Origin of the sequence: Azospirillum endophyticum, from assembly GCF_016595245.1 — a bacterium.
GTDB classification, from domain to species: domain Bacteria; phylum Pseudomonadota; class Alphaproteobacteria; order Azospirillales; family Azospirillaceae; genus Azospirillum; species Azospirillum endophyticum.
Map to the genome: position 1 here is coordinate 1 of NZ_JAENHM010000088.1, position 18,145 is coordinate 18,145.

The following is an 18,145-nucleotide window of genomic DNA, read 5'->3' on the forward strand; positions in this document are numbered from 1 at the left end:
CCCAAGGCCGCAACGGCTACCAACTGCCGCCGCCTGCGCATCCCTTCTCACAACACGGTATAAACTTGTCAAAGAACCCGCCCGATGCAGAAACCGGATGCTCGACCGAACCTCTGGGGTTCGGGTCGCAAGCGCCGGTTTGTCGGGCTTCCCGTTCGCGTGTCGGTCGCTGCCGTGTCGGCGGCGCCGGCGTCGTTCGCGTCGGGAGGCGCTTTATAGGCGAGCCCTCCCGAACCGCGCAAGACCTTTTTTCACTCCGATGACGATTTTCTAACCGGACGCCGTCAGAAGGCAGCGGATGGAATCTCGTCGTCATGCCAGGTGCGGCCGTCGCGCTCGATCAGGGCGATGGACTGGGACGGCCCCCAAGTGCCGGCGATATAGGGCTTCGGCATCTCGTGCCGGGCCATCCAGCCGTCGATGATCGGCTCCGCCCATTGCCACGCGGCCTCGACCTCGTCGCGACGCATGAACAGGGTGGAGTTGCCGCGCACCACATCCATCAGAAGCCTTTCGTAGGCATCCGGGAACCGGCCGCCGAAGGTTTCGGCAAAGCTGAGGTTGAGAGCCGCCGGCCGCAGGCGCATGCCGCCCGGTCCCGGTTCCTTGGTCATCAGATGCATGCGGATGCTCTCGTCCGGCTGGAGCCGGACGATCAGGCGGTTGGCCTGCAGTTCGCCCGCACCTTGCGGGAAGATGGAATGGCGGATCGGCCGGAACTGGATGACGATCTCCGACATCTTGGCCGGCAGCCGCTTGCCGCTGCGCAGGTAGAAGGGCACGCCGGCCCAGCGCCAGTTGTCGATCTCCAGCTTCAGCGCGACGAAGGTCTCGGTGCCGCTGCCGGGCGGGATGCCGGGTTCGTCGAGGTAGCCCGGCACCGCACCGCCGGCGACGGCGCCGGCGCGATACTGACCGCGAACGGTGCAGCCGCCGATCTCGTCCGGCCCGATGGCTTTGAGCGAGCGCAGGACCTTCAGCTTCTCGTCGCGCACCGATTCCTGGGCCAGCGAGATCGGGCATTCCATGCCGACCAGGCAGACCAGCTGCAGCAGATGGTTCTGCACCATGTCGCGCAGGGCGCCGGACTGGTCGTAATAGCCGCCGCGCTCCTCGACGCCGACCGTCTCGGCGACGGTGATCTGCACATGGTCGATGTGGTCGGCGTTCCACAGCGGTTCGAACAGGGAATTGCCGAAACGCAGGGCCAGCAGATTCTGCACCGTCTCCTTACCGAGGTAATGATCGATGCGGTAAATCTGCGGCTCGGTGAAGACGGCACCGACCCGGTCGTTGATCTCCTGTGCCGAGGCGAGGTCGCGGCCGATGGGCTTCTCCAGCACGACCCGCGAATCGGCGGTGGCCAGACCGAAGGCACGCAACTGATCGCTGACCGGACCGAACAGGCCGGGAGAGGTCGCGAGATAGAAGATGCGGACCGCTCCGCTGCTCCGGGCCGGTGGATTGTCCAGCCGTTCCGTCAGTTCGTTCCAGCCATTGTCGGAGGTGACGTCGACCGGAACATAGTCCAGCCGTTCCAGGAACCGGGCGATCACCGCGGTGTCGCGTTCGTCCGCGTGCACGTGCTCTTGGATCGCCTCCTCGGCCTTGGCGCGGTAGTCGGACGGAGTCAGCGGGCTGCGCGAGACGCCGATGATCCGGCTGCCGTCGGCCACCTGCCCCGCCTTGTCGCGCAGATAGAGCGCCGGCAACAGCTTGCGCAGGGCCAGATCGCCGGTGCCGCCGAACACCGTGTAATCGAAGGGAGGCAGTGCGGGGGCTGCGCCGGTGGATCGGGAGTGCATCTTCGGGACCTCTCGACGTCGATGGCACGGAGCCTTGGGTCAGCCCGTGCGTCATGGTGCCACAGGGATGGGCCGGTCACAATGCGGGCCGGCATGGCCCGATGCCGGCCCGATTTTCCATGATCCTGCCTGCCGGTTCGGCTCGACAGGTTTCAGCCCAGCAGGTTGAGGACGGAAGCGCCGCTCTCCGCCGGGCCGGCATTGTTGCGGAACAGGGAGAACAGCTCTCGGCCGCAGCCATGGGAGGCATCCTCGCTCGGCGGCGGCGGGGCACCCCGGCTCTCCCACTCGGCTGCATCGACCAGAGCTTCGAGGGTCCCGGCTTCCGCATTCAGCCGCAGGACGTCGCCGTCACGCACGCGGCCGAGCGGCCCGCCGCCCTTCACCTCCGGCGTGACATGGATCGCGGCCGGCACCTTGCCCGACGCGCCGGACATGCGGCCGTCGGTCACCAGCGCGACCTTGAAGCCCTTGTCCTGCAAGACGCCCAGCGGCGGCGTCAGCTTGTGCAATTCCGGCATGCCGTTGGCGCCGGGACCCTGGTAGCGCACGACGACGATGACGTCGCGGTCGAGTTCGCCGGCGCGGAAGGCGATCTGGACGGCCTCCTGGCTGTCGAAGACGCGGGCCGGGGCTTCGACCAGGCGATGCTCCGGCTTGACCGCCGAGATCTTGATGACGCCGCGGCCGAGATTGCCGGTCAGCACGCGCAAGCCGCCTTCGGCCGCGAAGGGCGCCGCCGTGGTGGCGACCACCGACGGGTCGCCGCTCTGATCGGTGGCGGCACGGGTCCAGGTCAGGGCGCCGCCCTCATCCAGGTCCGGCATGCTGCGGTAGGGCTCCAGTCCGCCGTCGCCATGGATGGTGGCGATGTCGGTGTGGAGGAGGCCGGCATCGATCAGCTGGCCGATGACGAAGGGCATGCCGCCGGCCTGATGGAAGCGGTTCACGTCGGCGCTGCCGTTGGGATAGACGCGGGCCAGCAGCGGGACGACCGCCGACAGCTCCGAGAAATCCTCCCAGTTCAGTTCGACGCCGGCGGCGGCGGCGATGGCCGGGATGTGCAGGGTGTGGTTGGTCGAACCGCCGGTGGCCAGCAGTCCGACGATGCCGTTGACCAGCGCGCGCTCGTCGACGATCCGGCCGATGGGGGTGCCGGCACCGGGAACGGTCATCGCCACCACCCGCCGGGCCGCCGCGTCGGTCAGCGCATCGCGCAGGGGAGTGTTGGGATTGACGAAGCTGGCGCCCGGCAGGTGCAGGCCCATGATCTCCATCAGCATCTGGTTGGTGTTGGCGGTGCCGTAGAAGGTGCAGGTGCCGGGGGCATGGTAGGATTTGGACTCGGCCTCCAGCAGTTCCTCGCGCCCGACCTTGCCCTGGGCGTAGAGCTGGCGCGCCTTGGCCTTGTCGGCGTTCGACAGGCCGGACGGCATCGGACCGGCGGGGACGAAGATCGTCGGCAGATGGCCGAAGGCGAGCGAGCCGATCACCAGGCCGGGGACGATCTTGTCGCAGATGCCCAAGCACAGCACGCCGTCGAAGGTGGCGTGGGACAGCGCGACTCCGGTCGCCAGGGCGATGACGTCACGGCTGAACAGCGACAGTTCCATCCCCTCATAACCCTGGGTGACGCCGTCGCACATGGCGGGTACGCCGCCGGCCACCTGGGCGACGCCGCCGGCCGCGCGCACCGACTCGCGGATCATCGCGGGATAGCGCTCATAGGGTTGATGGGCCGAGAGCATGTCGTTGTAGGCGGTGACGATGCCGATCGACGGCTGCGTCTCGCCGCGCAGCGCCGCCTTGTCATTCGCACCGCAGGCCGCAAAGGCGTGGGCGAGGTTGGCACAGCCCAGGCGATGGCGGCGCGGCTGTCCGCCGGCGCTTTCCAGCCGCGCCAGATAGGCGGCACGGCGGTCGCGGCTGCGCTCCGCGATACGCTCCGTCACGCGGGCGACGACAGAATTCAGGGGGCTGGGCTTGCTCATGATCGCGTCTCGACCGTTTGTGGGAGGCGATGATTTCCGAACCGGACCATACGCCAAGGGCAGCGGGGTGTGAAGAAATTTTTTTTCATACAGGGGCCGGCTTTGTCGGATTTCTCGCCATTCATGGCGAAATTCTTCATAGTGGCGGGAACGCCCCATCGAAGCATCTCGCCGGTCTGGCTCCGCGATGGGCCGGTCCTTTCCAGGGAAGTAACTTTACGTCATGGCATCCCCGGTCAACACCGCAGCCACCAATCCTGCACCATTGGATATATTGGGCGAGATCCGCCGGTTGCGGACTGGGCTGAAGCGGTCGGAGGGGCGGATCGCCGATTTGGTGCTGGCCGATCCGCGGCGGGTGCTGGACCTGAACGTCACCTCTCTGGCACAGGCGGCGGCGGTGAGCGAAGCGACCGTCGTGCGTTTTTGCCGCAGCGTCGGCTGCGCCGGCTTCCCCGACTTCAAGCTGCGCCTTGCCGGCTCCCAGGCCCGCGATGCGTTGCGCTGCGAGGGTCTCCGCGGCACGCCCTATGTCAGCCAGGATGTCGCACCCGGCGACGATGTCGGCACGCTGGCGCGAAAAATTTTTTCATCGAGCGCCGCCGCGCTGACTGCGGCGTCCGACGCGCTGGACGACGAGGCGCTGGACCGGGCCATCGCCCTGCTGGCCGATGCACCACGGGTGCTGTGCGTCGGCACCGGGGGGTCGAGCGCCCTGGCCCAGGATGCGGCACACAAGCTGCTGCGCTTCGGGGCCGACGCCCAACCCTGCGCCGATCCGGTCCTGGCGCGCATGCTGCTGGTCAATATGGCGGCCGGCGGGGTGTTGCTGGCGCTGTCCAACACCGGACGCAGCGGAACGATCAACGAACTGGCGGCGGCGGCCCGGGCCCAGGGTACGGCGGTGGTGGCGATCACCGCTCCCCGATCCCCCCTAGCCGCCATGGCGACCGTGATCATCGCCAGCCGGCCGGTGGAGGACACCGAGATGTACACGCCGATGGCATCGCGGCTGGTGCATCTGACGCTGATCGACGTGCTGTCGACCGGTGTGGCCCTGCGGCTGGGCGATCCTGCGGTTCGGCAGCTGGCGAAGGTGAAGTCGGCGATCAATGCCGGACGGCTGCCGCCGCTGGCTTGACCGCCCAAGGCCCGGCCGCCTGCCGCAAGCGTCATCCGACCATCGATCATGGCGGAGCGGCTTGGGCGCAGCGGCAGCGGCCGGTCTTGTACCATCGTCGAATAATTATGCGAACGAACGATTGCTATTCTCTGCCGCAATCCGACCCCACAACGGCCCCGTGCCCCGTCGAGACCTGAACCAACGGCCTAAAGACGAGCGGGAGCCATAAGACGGATCCAGGAAGAGGACGCACGGATGATGCTCAGACCGGCCAAGCCACCTGCCCTTCCCCGCCGCAAGGAGCGCGGCACCGACGGTTCGATCCGCTCCCGGCTGGAAGCCGTCCCGAAGGACTGACCACGGGCGCTGCCGAAGGAGGTACACTCGATGGCGGTGCGACATGTTCGCGCACAAAACAATTGGCGTTATTCGCCTTGTTGCACCTTTCCATTTGGGTCTGACACAATGGATCGGCGGAGCTTTCCCGCAATCCGCTCCAATCTGCCGCTATGCAGGGAACCGCAGGCCATGACCCGGATCCTGATTGCCGATGATCACCCGATGGTGCGCGATGCGTTGCGCAGCGCGGTGCTCTATTCCTGCCAAGCCACCGATGTGATGGAGGCGGACCGGCTCGACAGCGTCATGCAGGCGCTGGAGGAGCGGGGCGATCTCGACCTCGTTCTGCTGGACGTCAACATGCCCGGCATGAACGGGCTCGGTGGGCTGCGCATGCTGCGCCAGCGCTTTCCGGCAACGCCGGTGGTCGTCGTCTCCGCCCATGAGGAGCGCCGCTGGGTGCGCGAAGCGATGGAGAGCGGAGCCGCCGGCTTCATTCCCAAATCGACCCCACGCGATGCCATCGCCGCTGCCCTGCGCCAGGTGCTGAACGGCGAGCTCTATGTTCCGCCCTCCGCCGGCGAGGAGGGAGCGGCTGACGACCCCGAGGATGCCGAGACCGCCGAGATCGCCCGCCGCATCGCCACCCTGACGGCACAGCAGTTGCGGGTGCTGGAGTTGCTGGGCACCGGAAAGCTGAACAAGGAGATCGCCTTCGATCTCAGCATCACCGAGACGACGGTGAAGGCCCATGTCTCCGCCATCCTGCAGAAGCTCAAGGTCTACAGCCGCACCCAGGCGGTGGTGATCGCCAACCGCGTCCTGGCCGACCGGCGGTGAGGAGCCATAGGCACGGCCCCCCGCCCCGGCCTTCGCCCGCCAGCGGGGGAAAACCGGGGCGGAGCCATGACTTCCCCAGCATCCGCTCCGTCCTCCTCGCCCTCGCCCTTCTCATCACCTCCGCCCCCGCTGCCCCCGCCCTCGCCGCCGGCGTGCCGCAGCCGGAGGGCTACCGACTGTCCGACTACCGCTCCCCCACGCCGGACGGGGTCGCCGGGGCGGAGACGGTCGACACGCCCGCCGTGCAGTCCCTGCTGTCGCAAGGCCGCCTCGTCCCGATCTTCGTCCAGCGGCTCGAACGCAGCACACTCCCCGGCGGCCCCTGGCTGCAGTCGAAGCCCTACCGGCAGATTCCCGGCGGCGTCTGGCTGCCCAATGTCGGGGTGGGAGCACCCGACCCGGCGACTCTGGGATGGTTCGAATCCCAGCTGGACCGGTTGACCGGCGGTGACCGGTCCCGTGATCTCCTGTTCTACTGCCTGTCCGATTGCTGGCTGTCATGGAACGCGGCCAAGCGTGCGGTGTTGCTTGGTTATGCCCGGGTGCATTGGTACCCGACGGGCATCGACGGCTGGATGGAGGCCGGTCTGCCGACGGAGGAGGCGCATCCGCTGCCGCCGCCCGCCGCTCCCGCGCCGTGACGCAAGTGGTGATCCGGCGTCGAAAGAGGTGGCGGATTACACCATGGTAGCATGGCGGTCCTCCGCCTCGGACCGCTACTCTTCATCTTGCCAACCATCCTGGTCAGCAACAGTCAGCAAGCAGGAGTATCACGCGATGAAGACCTGGCGCAAACCGAAGACCACCGAGATCGCCGTCGGCACCGAGATCAACGCCTACGCCTGCGCCGGCCTGTAAGCCGGACGAGGGGGAGCCGGGGAAGCACGGCGTGACGGCTCTTCCCCGGTACACCCCTGGCCCGGTCCACCCCTGGATTTGCTTAGCCAGGATTGCGGTCAAGACGCGTTCAAGACGGTGGCCATGAAGATTCTCGTACTCGGTTCGGCGGCCGGCGGGGGCTTCCCGCAATGGAACTGCGCCTGCGAGGGATGCCGCCGTGCCCGCTCCGGCGACCCGGCGGCGAAGCCGCGCACCCAATCGTCGCTGGCGGTGACCGCCGACGGCGAGCGCTGGCTGCTGCTGAACGCCTCGCCCGACCTCGGCGCGCAGCTGCTCGCCAATCCGCAGCTTCACCCAAAAGCTGGCCTGCGCGGCAATCCGATCGGCGCGGCGTTGTTGACCAATGCCGACATCGACCATGTCGCCGGCCTGCTGACCCTGCGCGAATCCCACCCCTTCGCCGTCTACGCCACCCCGCGCGTCCATGGCGTGCTCGCCGCCAACAGCGTCTTCAACGTCCTCAACCCGGATCTGGTCGCCCGCCGTCCGATGGCGCTGGGCCAGCCATTCCAGCCCGCCGGGGCCGACGGCCGCCCGCTGGGGCTGGAGGTTGAGGCCTTCGCGGTACCGGGCAAGGTGGCGCTCTATCTGGAGGACGCGTCGGCCGGCCCCGGCTTCGGTTCCGTCGCCGAAGATACGGTGGCTCTGCGCATCCGCCCCGCGGATGGCTCGAGCGAAGGTTTCTTCTACATCCCCGGCTGCGCCGGGATGCCCGCATGGCTGGCAGACCGGCTGCATGGGGCGCCGCTGGTGCTGTTCGACGGCACCACCTGGACCGACGACGAGATGATCCGCAGCGGCACCGGCATCAAGACGGCGGCGCGGATGGGCCATATGCCGATGTCCGGGCCGGCGGGCAGCATGGCCGCCTTCGCGCCGCTGAACGTCGCCCGCAGAATCTACATCCACATCAACAACACGAACCCCGCCCTGCTGGAGGATTCGCCCGAACGGGCCGAGGCCGAAGCGGCCGGCTGGCGCATCGCCCATGACGGGCTGGAGCTGACCCTATGACCGAGCTGATGTCCCGCGAGGAATTCCGCGCCGCCCTCTATGCCATCGGCGAGCGGCAGTATCACGACCTCCACCCCTTCCATCAGCTTCTGCACGGCGGCAAGCTGCAGAAGGGGCAGATCCAGGCCTGGGCGCTGAACCGCTTCTATTACCAGGTGTCGATCCCGCGCAAGGACCTGACCATCATGTCCCGCATGGACGATCCGGCGCTGCGCCGCGCCTGGTTGCAGCGGGTGCTGGACCATGACGGCCTGACCCAAAGCGGCGAGCTGGACGAGACCAGGGTCGGCGGCATCGAGCGCTGGCTGCGTCTGACCGACGGGCTGGGGCTGGACCGCGCATACGTGAAGTCACTGGAGGGCATCCTCCCTGCCACCCGCTTCGCGGTGGACGCCTATGTCAACTTCGTCCGCGACCACTCGCTGCTGGAAGCGGTCGCGTCCTCGCTGACCGAGCTGTTCGCGCCGTCGATCCACCGCGAGCGCATCGCCGGCTTCGAGCGCAACTACGCCTTCGCCAACGACAGCACCCTGTCCTATTTCCGCAAGCGGCTGGACGAGGCGCCGCGCGACGTGGAGTTCGGGCTGGACTATGTGCTGACCCATGCAGAAACGGCGGACCAGCAGCGGCGATGCCTGCGCGCCCTGCGCTTCAAGACGGAACTGCTGTGGGCGCAGCTCGACGCGCTGCACCATGCCTATGTCACCCCCAACCTGATCCCGCCCGGCGCCTTCGTGCCGGAGGACATGGAACCGACACGGTACAGCCGGTGAGCACGGTCGCTCCCCATATCGCCGAGAGCGACCGGCCGAGGCTGGCCCCCGGCGTCATGCTGCGCAACGACCGCCGCCGCGGGCAGTGGATGCTGATGGGGCCGGAGCGGCTTCTGGTGCTGGACGAGATGGCGCTGGCGGTGGTGCGTGCCTGCGTCGGGCCGGACATCGCCGACGTGGCCGCCGGTATCGACCGGCTGTCGGTGGAGTATGATGCCCCGCGCACGGAGATCGCCGGCGACGTGCTGGAGATGCTGACCGACCTGCGCAACAAGGGCTATGTCGTCACATGAGGCGCCCCGGGAGGTGCGTCCCCAGGAGGTGAGTCCGATGAGCTGCGCCCTGCCCGCCTTCGCCGCCGCGACCCAGACCGAGCCGGCCCCGCCCTTCGCCGTGCTGATGGAGCTGACGCACCGCTGCCCGCTGCGCTGCCCCTATTGTTCCAATCCGCTGGCGCTCGATCCGGCCAGCGCCGAGCTGGACACCGCCACCTGGAAGCGCGTGCTGGACGAGGCGGCCGACGTCGGCGCCCTGCAGGTCCATTTTTCCGGCGGCGAGCCCTGCGTCCGCAAGGATCTGGAAGAGCTGGTCGCCCACGCGACGGAGATCGGGCTCTACAGCAACCTCATCACCTCGGCCGTGCTGCTCGACCGGCCAAGGCTGGAGCGGCTGCAGCGGGCCGGGCTTCAGCATGTCCAGATCAGCCTGCAGGATGCCGAGGCCGGCGGCGCCGACCGTATCGGCGGCTTCAAGGGCGGCCATGCGAAGAAGCTGGAGGTGGCCCGGGCGGTGGTCGCCCAGGGTCTGGCGCTGACCATCAACGCGGTGCTGCATCGCCACAACATCGAGCGGGTCAATGACGTCATCGATCTGGCGATGGATCTCGGCGCCGGACGAATCGAGATCGCCAATGTGCAGTATTACGGTTGGGCGCTCGCCAACCGTGCGGCGCTGATGCCGTCGCGCGACCAGTTGCTGGCGATGGATGCGGCGGTGCGCGCCCGGCTGCCCGAACTGGCCGGGCGGATCGTGGTGGATTACGTCGTGCCCGATTACTACGCCCGCCGGCCGAAGAGCTGCATGGGCGGCTGGGCGCGCCGCTTCATGAACGTCACCCCGCACGGCCGTGTCCTGCCCTGCCACGCGGCGGAGACGATCCCGGGACTGGCGTTCGAGACGGTGCATGACCGCAGCCTGTCCGACATCTGGCGCGACGGCCCGGCCTTCACCCGCTACCGCGGCACCGGCTGGATGCCGGATCCCTGCCGGTCCTGCGACCATCAGGAAGAGGATTGGGGCGGCTGCCGCTGCCAAGCCTTGGCGCTGGCGGGCAGTGCCGATGCGACCGATCCGGTGTGCGAGCTGTCGTCCGCCCACGCCGACGTCGCCGCGCTGCGCGACCGCGACGCGGCGGCGCTGGGGACGGAGTGGACGTATCGTGGGCTGTGAGAAATAGTCGTGAGCCGGTCCTCGCTATTTGTCATGGCCCGATCCGCCCTTCTTCCCACCGCCGTCCTGTTTGTTGACGGTAGCCCAGGCGCGCTTTTCCGCTTCCTCATGTGACACGCCGCGTTTCTCGTATCCCTCCTCGATATGTTCTGCCTTGCGCTTCTGCTTCTCGGTGTATTTGTCCTTGTCGCCCTGGGACATCGGATCCTCCTGTTGCCGTTTCCCGCTCAACAGCGTCCGGGGATGGGAAGTTCCTCAGGGGAATAGGCTGAAACTCATATCCGGGAAAGGACAGACGGAAAGCGCGGCTTGCCGTGAGCGGGGCTGTCACCCATCCTTTCCCCAATGCTTTCAGGGGGAGGTTCCAGGGTGTTCACGATCTTCAACAAGGGCCGCGCCGTCATCGGCGCGGCAGCGCTTGCGGTGAGCCTGCTCGCCGGTACGGCGCAGGCGGCAGACGCGGTCCGCGTCGGCTCGAAGCTGGATGCCGAAAGCGGGCTGCTCGGCACCATGATCCTCCAGGTGCTGCAGGCGGGCGGCATCCCGACGGAGAACAAGATCCAGCTGGGTCCGACCAAGATCGTGCGCGGCGCGCTGCTGTCCGGCGAGATCGACATCTATCCCGAATATACCGGCAACGGCGCCTTCTTCTTCAACGTCGACAGCGACCCGGTCTGGAAGAATGCCGGCGCCGGCTACGACAAGGTCCGGCAGCTCGATCAGGAGAAGAACAACGTCGTCTGGCTGAAGCCGGCCCCTGCCAACAACACCTGGGCGCTCGCCGTCCGCCACGACGTCGCCGACGCCAACAAGCTGAAGACGATGGAGGATTTCGCCAAGTGGGTCTCCGGCGGCGGCAAGGCGAAGGTCGCGGCCTCCGCCGAGTTCGTGGAGAGCCCGGCCGCCCTGCCCTCCTTCCAGCAGACCTACGGATTCGCGCTGAAGCCCGACCAGATGCTGATCCTGGCCGGCGGCGACACCGCCGCCACCATCCGTGCGGCGGCGGAGCAGACCTCCGGCGTCAACACCGCCATGGTCTATGGCACCGACGGCGCCATCGCGGCATTGGACCTCGTCGTCCTGGCCGACACCAAGGGCGCGCAGATGGTGTATGAGCCGGCCCCGACCGTCCGCGCCTCGGTTCTGACGGCCAACCCGAAGATCGCCGACCTGCTGAACCCGGTCTTCGCCAGCCTGGATGCCGGAACCCTGCGCGGGCTGAACGCCAAGATCTCGGTGGACGGACAGGACCAGAAGCAGGTCGCCACCGAGTATTTGAAGTCCAAGGGCTTCTTGAAGTAAGCCGGTGACGTGATCATCCGCCTGCCCCTGCACAACCGCGTCGCCCTGCTGATGGCGCTGGCCGCCGCCGCCGCCGCCGTCGCATTGCCGTTCCTCGGCTTCGCGCCCAACCGGCTGCTGTCCGGGCGGCCGGTGCCGCTGTGGACGGCGGTGCAGGGACTGGGGGGAGCGATGGTCCTGATCACGGCACTGGCCCTGCTGGCGACGCCGTTCCTGCGCCCGACCCGGTTCGGGCTCGGCCTGACCGTCGCGGCCGGCGGGCTGTTCACCGCCGGATTGGTCTGGCTGACCGGCGCCCAGGCGGCTGTGCTGGCGCAAGGAGCATCCGCGGCGGCACGGACATCCTTCGCCTCCGGTTTCTGGGTGATGGCGGCGGCCGGGCTGCTGACCGCGGTGGATGCGGCGCGTCGGCTGGGGCTGGGGGCCGTCGGCCGGATGGCGGTGGGCGGCGCGGTCGCCGGGCTGGTGGCGCTGCAACTGGCCTCGGGCCATCTCGATTCGCTGTCGATTCTCAAGGAATACGCCAACCGGCGCGACGTGTTCGCCGATGCCGTGCTGCGCCACGCCATGCTGGTGGCGACGGCGCTGTTGCCGACCCTGCTGGTCGGCGTGCCGCTGGGGATCGCCGCGCACCGGGTGCAGGCGGTCGGCCGCGCCGTCTTCCCGGTGCTGAACGTGGTTCAGACGGTGCCGTCGATCGCGCTGTTCGGACTGCTGATGGCGCCGCTGGCCGCGCTTGGAACCATGCTGCCGGGATCGGGAATCAGCGGGGTCGGGCCGCTGCCGGCGATGATCGCGCTGACGCTCTATTCCCTGCTGCCCATCGTCCGCAACACCGCGGTCGGCCTCGACGGCGTACCCGCCCCGGTGCGGGAGGCCGCGAGGGGGATGGGGCTGACGCCGCGCCAAATCTTCCTGCGGGTGGATCTGCCACTGGCCTTGCCGGTCTTCCTGTCGGGGCTGCGCATCACCGTGGTCCAGGCGGTCGGGCTGGCGGCGGTGGCGGCGCTGATCGGTGCCGGCGGGCTCGGCGCCATCATGTTCCAGGGGCTTTTCGCCAACGCGCTGGACCTTGTGCTGCTGGGGGCCGTTCCCGTCATCCTGCTGGCGGTGGCGGCCGACGCCCTGCTGTCCATCGGCATCGCCGCCGCCACCCACAGCATCGGCGTTCTGCCGGGAAGGAGTGCGCCATGATCGATTTCGAGCGCGTGACCAAGCGCTTCGGCACCTGGACCGCGGTGGATGCCGTGTCCTTCACCGTGGCGGAGGGGGAGTTCCGCGTGCTGATCGGCCCGTCCGGCTCCGGCAAATCGACGGTGCTGCGGATGATCAACCGGCTGATCCCGGCCGACGAGGGCGCCATCCGCATCGACGGCGAGGACATCGCCGCGCTGAAGCCGGAAGAGCTTCGCCGGCGCATGGGCTATGTCATCCAGTCGGTCGGGCTGTTCCCGCACTGGACGGTGGAGCGCAACATCGCCACCGTCCCCGGCCTGCTCGGCTGGCCCAGGGCGCGCATCCGCGACCGCGTGACCGAACTGCTGGAACTGCTGAACCTCGACCCGCGGCGCTATCGCGGCGCCTATCCGCACCAGCTGTCCGGCGGGCAGCAGCAGCGGGTCGGCGTCGCCCGCGCGCTGGCGGCTGAGCCGCGCATCCTGCTGATGGACGAACCGTTCAGCGCGCTCGACCCCATCACCCGCGCCAGCCTGCAGGCCGAGCTGTCGGCCATCCACCGCCGCACCGGCACCACCGTGGTCTTCGTCACCCACGACATGGACGAGGCCTTGCGGCTGGGCGACAGCATCGCGGTGATGGACCATGGCCGGCTGATCCAATGCGCCACCCCGCTGGACATCCTGACCCACCCGGCCAGCCCGCTGGTGCGCGACCTCGTCGGGCGCGAGGAGTGGGGCCTGAAGCGGCTTGCCGTCGAGACCGTCGGCGACCGCGCCCGCCGCCAGGAAAGCGTGACCGGCGAACCGCTAGCGAGCGGGACCCCGCTGCACCGCGCCCTGTCGGAAATGGTCGCCCGCGGCACCGAGCGGCTGCCGGTGGTGGATGGAGACGGCCGGCCGGCCGGGGTCCTGCATTTGTCCGATCTCGTGCGTCCGGCCCCCGGCGGCCCAGCCTGCAGCGGCCCTGGCCCCAGTGGAACGGCATGACCGGCGCCGGCATGGCCCCGCGTGAGCTGCTGACGGACCGGCTGATGCTGGGGCTGGTGGCGCTGGTGGCCCTGGTTCTGGGAATGCCGTCGCTGAAGCCGCTCTTCGCGACGCTCTACCCCGGGCTGGACCGCCCGCTGTACGAGGCGGAGAGCTTCATCCGGCTGACGCTGGACCATATGGCGCTGGTCGGCCTCTCGAGCCTTGCCGCGATCCTGCTGGGAGGCGGGGCCGGCATCGCCGTCACGCGGCCCTGGGGACGGGAGTTCCGCGGCCTGCTGGAGACCATCGCCACCATGGGCCAGACCTTCCCGCCGGTGGCGGTGCTGGCGCTGGCCGTGCCGGTGATGGGGTTCGGACAGGAGCCGGCGCTGATCGCGCTGACGCTCTACGCCCTGCTGCCGGTGGTGGAGAACACGGTCGCCGGCCTGGACGGTGTTCCGGCCCCGGTGCTGGATTCCGCCCGCGGCCTCGGCATGGGGCCGGCGGAGGTGCTGTTCCGGGTGGAACTGCCCCTGGCGGCCCCGGTGATCCTGGCCGGCGTGCGCACCGCCGTCATCATCAATGTCGGTACCGCAGCCATCGCCTCCACTGTCGGCGCCAAGACCCTGGGCCTGCCGATCATCGTCGGGCTGAACGGATCGAACCAAGCCTATGTCATCCAGGGCGCCTTGATCGTTGCCGCGCTTGCCGTGGTGATCGATGCCGGATTCGACCGGCTGGCGGGTTGGCTGACCCAGTGGTCGCAGCGCTGAAAAAGGCGCGATATTTCAGATCGTTGTCCCACCCGAGACACTTAATGATCTTTTAGCATTCCCATAAGAAACAGTTAGTACCCGAAGCTCGATTGGCACGCTTATGGTCGCTTCCGAACACGGCCCGTTCGGAATGCAACATCGGCCCCTGCCCTCTCCTCGCTCTCCGCGCCAGGTTCGCGGAGATGCCCGACGAGTGGCGCTGGCGAGCCGCAACGAAGACTCCGCGCATCCGGACGGTCCCCAATTCTAGGGAGACCACCGCCATGACAGTCCTTCCCCTGGATCCGGTCCAGGCCCTCGAACGCATGATGCTGATCCGTGCCTATGAAGAGACGCTGATCGACCTGCATGGACGCGGCCGTGCCGCCGGAACCTGCACCTCGGTGGGCCAGGAGGCGCCTGCCGTCGGCGTCGTCTCGGCGCTCACCGCCGACGACCTGATCCTGACCAACCATCGCAGCGCCGGCCATCTGCTGGCCCGCGGCGCCGATCCCGGCCGCATGCTGGCCGAAGTGATGGGCAAGCGCGACGGCTATTGCGGCGGCAAGAGCGGGTCGCTGCACATCTCGGCCAAGGAGTTCGGCGTCGTGCTGACCTCCACCATCGTCGGCGGCGAATTGGCGCTGGCGACCGGCGTCGGACTGTCGCGCAGGATGCTGGACAAGTCGGGAATCGTCGCCTGCTTCTTCGGCGACGGTGCCGCCACCGAAGGGCGTTTCCAGGAATCGCTGAACCTCGCCGCGGTGTGGAAGCTGCCGATCCTCTATGTCTGCGAAAACAACCAGTGGCAGGCCTTCGTCCACCGCAAGGAGACGATGCTGGCGGACGGCATCGTCGGGCAGGCGGCGGCCCTGGGGGTTGAGACTGCCGTGGTCGACGGCAATGACCCGCTGGCGGTGTTCGATGCCGCAAGTGCCGCCATCGACGCCATTCGCCGCACCGGAAAGCCCTTCCTGCTGGAGGCGATGACCTACCGCCTGCGCGGCCATTTCGAGCCCGACGACCAGGGCTATGTCGACAAGGCCGAACTGGCCCGGTGGCGCGACCGCGACCCGATCCTGGGCCTGCGCGCGCGGCTGGAGCGCGAAGGCCGCCTGACCGCCGAAGCCGAAGCCGCCATGGAAGCCCGCGTCCGCGCGGCGATGGAGGCCGCCACGGCCTTCGCCGACGCCAGCCCCTATCCGGGCGTCGAGGTCCTGACCACCGATGTCTACGCCTGAGCGGAGGCCCACCACCATGACCACCATGACCGTCAACGACGCGATCTCCGCCGCCCTGGCCGAGGAGATGCGGCTCGACCCCACCGTGATGATCTTCGGCGAGGGCGTCGCCACCAAGCGCCACGACCTGCTGGAGGAGTTCGGCGCCGCCCGTGTCCGCAACACCCCGCTGGCCGAGGGCATCATTGCCGGCACCGCCGCCGGGGCTGCCGCCACCGGCCTGCGCCCGGTGGTGGACCTGCTGTTCGCGCCCTTCCTCTGCTATGCCATGGACGAGATCGTTAACAGCGCCGGCAAGCTGCGCTACATCTCCGGCGGGCAGTTCAGCTTCCCGATGGTGGTGCTGGCGATGACCGGCGCCGGCTGGGGCGTCGGCGCCCAGCACAACCACAATGTGGAAAGCTGGTTCGTCCACAGCCCCGGCCTGAAGATCGTCATGCCCTCCACCCCCGCCGACTTCAAGGGGCTGATGAAGTCGGCGATCCGCGACGACAACCCGGTGCTGGTCTTCGCCGACATCGCACTCGGCTACAGCACCGGCGAGGTGCCGGAAGAGGCCGACGCCATCCCGCTGGGCAAGGCGGCGGTGCGGCGAGAGGGCCGCGACGTGACGCTGGTGTCCTATGCCAAGACGGTTGGCACCTGCATGGCGGCCGCCGAGACGCTGGCTGCCGCCGGCATCGACGCCGAAGTGATCGACCTTCGCAGCCTGAAGCCGCTGGACGAGACCGCCATCCTGCGCTCCGTCGCCAGGACCGGACGGCTGGTCGTGGTGCATGAGGCGAGCCGCCTGTGCGGCGTCGGTGCAGAGGTCGCCGCCCTGGTCGCGGAAAAGGCCTTCGCCAGCCTGCGGGCACCGGTCCTGCGCCTGACCGGACCGGACGCTCCCGCCCCGGCCAGCTTCCCGCTGGAGCAGGCCTTCGTGCCGCAGGCCGATGCGGTGGTCGAAGCCGTACGGTCGCTGATGGACGAGAGGGCAATCGCCTGATCGGAACGGCATCCCGTCCGCCCCCCGCCCCGTCTCCACAGCCCAGCTTCCGCAATCGGAGGTCCTGGTTGCGGAGACGGAAGGGCTTGGCGCCCTTCCCGCAAGATCGTCACCTAGCGTTGCGAATGCCTTGCATTCTCATATAGAGAGGGCTAGCCTTCACTCATCCACCACAAGCGGAGTCCGCCATGTCCAGCATGCAGTCCCATCGCCGCTCCATTCCCGCCCCCGAGCGATTCCAGGATCTGCGTGGCGCCGAGGCTTTGGTCGTCTCCGTTCTGCGCCTGTGGGCCGAGCCCCTGCGGGAACCGGAACGACGGCATCCCCACTGGCAGGACGGCATGACCGAGGCCGGGTTGTCGAACGATGCCGCCGTGGCGTTCGATACGCTGATGCGCATCGTACTGGCGGCCACCGTCCGCCCGCTCGACCTGCACCGCCCACCCTGTCCAGGCTTGGGCACCGACGAAACGCTGCTGCTCGACATGCTTCGGCTGGCGCAACAGGGCCAGCATGGCGAGGCCGGGTTGCTGATGAACGACTTGTTGCCGCTGGCCGGCGTGCGGATGGCGATGGCCCCGCTCTGCGTCCTGGCGACCGCCCTCAGCCGCGCCGGGCTGCAACTGCCCGACCCGGCGGAGGATGCTCGCACACCGAAGCGGGCCGCCGCCGGGTGCATGGAGCGCACGCGGGAGCGCCCTCTGCCGACCGCCGACCGCGGCGCCACCCTGCTGCACTAGAGTTTGTCTGATCCTTGTTGAAGCATCAGACAAACTCTATGCTTTTGATTTTTCCTGAGATTCACGCTTCAAGCGCTTCGGCTTGAACCGATCACACTCTAAGGCGGCGGCAACCGGTCGCGTCAGCGCCGAACCCCTGCGGCGACGCGATCGGCGAATGTGCCGACCGCTTGGCTCATCGCCCTGACCTGGGCATCGGGACCGGTACCGGCGGACGGAACCTCCACCGTTTCGCGCGTCGGCCCACTCCTTCGCCCAGGCGCGCCGCCACCCGGCGACAGGCTCCATTGCGCGTCCAGAACGACGCGGCCGGTGGCGTCGGCATCGAAGCGCAGCACGGTGACGGCCAGCACGGCCGTTCCTTCCCCCACCGAACTGCCGGCCACCGGCAGGACCGTCACGCCCGGCAGACGCGCCGCGAGGTCCCCGGCCAGGGTCGAGCGCAACCCATCCGCCAGCGGTTCGGCCCAGCGGTCGAACTCGAGTGTCTCGATCCGGTTCTCGTCGATCCGGCGAACGATCTGCGGCCGGTCGATCAACATCGGCAGGTCCAGCGATCCCAACGCCAGGGCTTGGGAACCAGACCGGAGCGGCTGCACCGTCCCGGCGGGTGCGACCACCGCCAGCGTGTAGAGCCGGCTGTCCGGTGTCGACTGGCAGGCCGCCAGCACGAGAAGCGGCAGCGCCAGCGCGGCGCTCCGCAATCCGCGCACCCATTCCATCACGTCATCCCCCATT

General features: G+C 68.6%; 19 protein-coding genes. 15 read left to right on the forward strand and 4 right to left on the reverse strand.

The window, feature by feature from the left end; all coding sequences use genetic code 11:
- Positions 1-284 precede the first annotated feature (284 nt).
- Together zwf and edd are read right to left on the reverse strand one after the other, a co-directional pair.
- Positions 285-1,805: a glucose-6-phosphate dehydrogenase gene (gene zwf / locus JHL17_RS34515; protein ID WP_200199185.1), complete on the reverse strand. Its 1,521-nt coding sequence runs from the start codon at positions 1,803-1,805 to the stop codon at positions 285-287.
- Between the two features lie 152 nt (positions 1,806-1,957).
- Positions 1,958-3,796: a phosphogluconate dehydratase gene (edd, locus tag JHL17_RS34520; RefSeq protein WP_200199186.1), complete on the reverse strand. Its 1,839-nt coding sequence runs from the start codon at positions 3,794-3,796 to the stop codon at positions 1,958-1,960.
- Positions 3,797-4,019: 223 nt separating this feature from the next.
- Here edd and JHL17_RS34525 point away from each other — a divergent pair, with 223 nt between their 5' ends.
- From JHL17_RS34525 to pqqE, 8 genes are all read left to right on the forward strand, one after another.
- Positions 4,020-4,937 (forward strand): SIS domain-containing protein, encoded by a 918-nt coding sequence (locus JHL17_RS34525; RefSeq protein WP_200199187.1) that lies wholly within the window; start codon positions 4,020-4,022, stop codon positions 4,935-4,937.
- A 510-nt stretch (positions 4,938-5,447) separates the two neighbouring features.
- Positions 5,448-6,098 (forward strand): response regulator, encoded by a 651-nt coding sequence (locus tag JHL17_RS34530; protein ID WP_200199188.1) that lies wholly within the window; start codon positions 5,448-5,450, stop codon positions 6,096-6,098.
- Positions 6,099-6,250: 152 nt separating this feature from the next.
- Positions 6,251-6,739 (forward strand): rhodanese-like domain-containing protein, encoded by a 489-nt coding sequence (locus tag JHL17_RS34535; RefSeq protein WP_200199189.1) that lies wholly within the window; start codon positions 6,251-6,253, stop codon positions 6,737-6,739.
- A gap of 43 nt (positions 6,740-6,782) precedes the next feature.
- Positions 6,783-6,956: a pyrroloquinoline quinone precursor peptide PqqA gene (pqqA, locus tag JHL17_RS37475; protein WP_247894027.1), complete on the forward strand. Its 174-nt coding sequence runs from the start codon at positions 6,783-6,785 to the stop codon at positions 6,954-6,956.
- Positions 6,957-7,079: 123 nt separating this feature from the next.
- Complete coding sequence (gene pqqB / locus JHL17_RS34545; protein WP_200199190.1) at positions 7,080-8,012, forward strand: pyrroloquinoline quinone biosynthesis protein PqqB; 933 nt, start codon at positions 7,080-7,082, stop codon at positions 8,010-8,012.
- The gene (gene pqqC, locus JHL17_RS34550) at positions 8,009-8,785 is read left to right on the forward strand and encodes a pyrroloquinoline-quinone synthase PqqC (protein ID WP_200199191.1); all 777 of its coding nucleotides are present in this window, start codon (positions 8,009-8,011) and stop codon (positions 8,783-8,785) included. Before pqqB ends, pqqC begins: the two co-directional genes overlap by 4 nt.
- Positions 8,782-9,078, forward strand: a complete 297-nt coding sequence (gene pqqD, locus JHL17_RS34555) for a pyrroloquinoline quinone biosynthesis peptide chaperone PqqD (RefSeq protein ID WP_200199192.1) — start codon at positions 8,782-8,784, stop codon at positions 9,076-9,078. Before pqqC ends, pqqD begins: the two co-directional genes overlap by 4 nt.
- A gap of 37 nt (positions 9,079-9,115) precedes the next feature.
- Positions 9,116-10,234: a pyrroloquinoline quinone biosynthesis protein PqqE gene (gene pqqE / locus JHL17_RS34560; RefSeq protein ID WP_200199193.1), complete on the forward strand. Its 1,119-nt coding sequence runs from the start codon at positions 9,116-9,118 to the stop codon at positions 10,232-10,234.
- 24 nt (positions 10,235-10,258) lie between these two features.
- Here pqqE and JHL17_RS34565 read toward each other — a convergent pair whose 3' ends face one another.
- Positions 10,259-10,435: a hypothetical protein gene (locus tag JHL17_RS34565; protein ID WP_200199194.1), complete on the reverse strand. Its 177-nt coding sequence runs from the start codon at positions 10,433-10,435 to the stop codon at positions 10,259-10,261.
- Between the two features lie 168 nt (positions 10,436-10,603).
- Here JHL17_RS34565 and osmF point away from each other — a divergent pair, with 168 nt between their 5' ends.
- The 7 genes from osmF (at position 10,604) to JHL17_RS34600 (ending at position 17,407) form a co-directional block, all read left to right on the forward strand.
- Positions 10,604-11,536, forward strand: a complete 933-nt coding sequence (gene osmF / locus JHL17_RS34570) for a glycine betaine ABC transporter substrate-binding protein OsmF (protein ID WP_200199195.1) — start codon at positions 10,604-10,606, stop codon at positions 11,534-11,536.
- A 9-nt stretch (positions 11,537-11,545) separates the two neighbouring features.
- Positions 11,546-12,730 carry an ABC transporter permease gene (locus JHL17_RS34575; protein ID WP_345773938.1) on the forward strand — a complete coding sequence of 395 codons (1,185 nt, stop codon included), beginning with the start codon at positions 11,546-11,548 and terminating at the stop codon, positions 12,728-12,730.
- Positions 12,727-13,701, forward strand: coding sequence for an ABC transporter ATP-binding protein (locus tag JHL17_RS34580; protein ID WP_200199196.1), 975 nt, complete (start codon positions 12,727-12,729; stop codon positions 13,699-13,701). Before JHL17_RS34575 ends, JHL17_RS34580 begins: the two co-directional genes overlap by 4 nt.
- The gene (locus tag JHL17_RS34585; RefSeq protein ID WP_282189402.1) at positions 13,698-14,456 is read left to right on the forward strand and encodes an ABC transporter permease; all 759 of its coding nucleotides are present in this window, start codon (positions 13,698-13,700) and stop codon (positions 14,454-14,456) included. Before JHL17_RS34580 ends, JHL17_RS34585 begins: the two co-directional genes overlap by 4 nt.
- A 266-nt stretch (positions 14,457-14,722) precedes the next feature.
- Positions 14,723-15,679: a thiamine pyrophosphate-dependent dehydrogenase E1 component subunit alpha gene (locus JHL17_RS34590; protein ID WP_200199197.1), complete on the forward strand. Its 957-nt coding sequence runs from the start codon at positions 14,723-14,725 to the stop codon at positions 15,677-15,679.
- A gap of 16 nt (positions 15,680-15,695) precedes the next feature.
- Positions 15,696-16,667 carry an alpha-ketoacid dehydrogenase subunit beta gene (locus tag JHL17_RS34595; RefSeq protein ID WP_200199198.1) on the forward strand — a complete coding sequence of 324 codons (972 nt, stop codon included), beginning with the start codon at positions 15,696-15,698 and terminating at the stop codon, positions 16,665-16,667.
- 188 nt (positions 16,668-16,855) lie between these two features.
- The gene (locus JHL17_RS34600; RefSeq protein WP_200199199.1) at positions 16,856-17,407 is read left to right on the forward strand and encodes a hypothetical protein; all 552 of its coding nucleotides are present in this window, start codon (positions 16,856-16,858) and stop codon (positions 17,405-17,407) included.
- Between the two features lie 122 nt (positions 17,408-17,529).
- Here the strand turns inward: JHL17_RS34600 and JHL17_RS34605 are convergent, their stop codons facing one another.
- Complete coding sequence (locus JHL17_RS34605; protein WP_200199200.1) at positions 17,530-18,129, reverse strand: PqiC family protein; 600 nt, start codon at positions 18,127-18,129, stop codon at positions 17,530-17,532.
- Positions 18,130-18,145 lie beyond the last annotated feature (16 nt).

Coding starts and splice junctions, on each gene's coding strand:
- zwf (WP_200199185.1), bottom strand. CDS start 1,805: ATGCACTCCCGATCCACCGGCGCAGCCCCCGCACTGCCTCCCTTCGAT.
- edd (WP_200199186.1), bottom strand. CDS start 3,796: ATGAGCAAGCCCAGCCCCCTGAATTCTGTCGTCGCCCGCGTGACGGAG.
- JHL17_RS34525 (WP_200199187.1), top strand. CDS start 4,020: ATGGCATCCCCGGTCAACACCGCAGCCACCAATCCTGCACCATTGGAT.
- JHL17_RS34530 (WP_200199188.1), top strand. CDS start 5,448: ATGACCCGGATCCTGATTGCCGATGATCACCCGATGGTGCGCGATGCG.
- pqqA (WP_247894027.1), top strand. CDS start 6,783: ATGGTAGCATGGCGGTCCTCCGCCTCGGACCGCTACTCTTCATCTTGC.
- pqqB (WP_200199190.1), top strand. CDS start 7,080: ATGAAGATTCTCGTACTCGGTTCGGCGGCCGGCGGGGGCTTCCCGCAA.
- pqqC (WP_200199191.1), top strand. CDS start 8,009: ATGACCGAGCTGATGTCCCGCGAGGAATTCCGCGCCGCCCTCTATGCC.
- pqqE (WP_200199193.1), top strand. CDS start 9,116: ATGAGCTGCGCCCTGCCCGCCTTCGCCGCCGCGACCCAGACCGAGCCG.
- JHL17_RS34565 (WP_200199194.1), bottom strand. CDS start 10,435: ATGTCCCAGGGCGACAAGGACAAATACACCGAGAAGCAGAAGCGCAAG.
- JHL17_RS34580 (WP_200199196.1), top strand. CDS start 12,727: ATGATCGATTTCGAGCGCGTGACCAAGCGCTTCGGCACCTGGACCGCG.
- JHL17_RS34585 (WP_282189402.1), top strand. CDS start 13,698: ATGACCGGCGCCGGCATGGCCCCGCGTGAGCTGCTGACGGACCGGCTG.
- JHL17_RS34590 (WP_200199197.1), top strand. CDS start 14,723: ATGACAGTCCTTCCCCTGGATCCGGTCCAGGCCCTCGAACGCATGATG.
- JHL17_RS34595 (WP_200199198.1), top strand. CDS start 15,696: ATGACCACCATGACCGTCAACGACGCGATCTCCGCCGCCCTGGCCGAG.
- JHL17_RS34600 (WP_200199199.1), top strand. CDS start 16,856: ATGTCCAGCATGCAGTCCCATCGCCGCTCCATTCCCGCCCCCGAGCGA.
- JHL17_RS34605 (WP_200199200.1), bottom strand. CDS start 18,129: ATGGAATGGGTGCGCGGATTGCGGAGCGCCGCGCTGGCGCTGCCGCTT.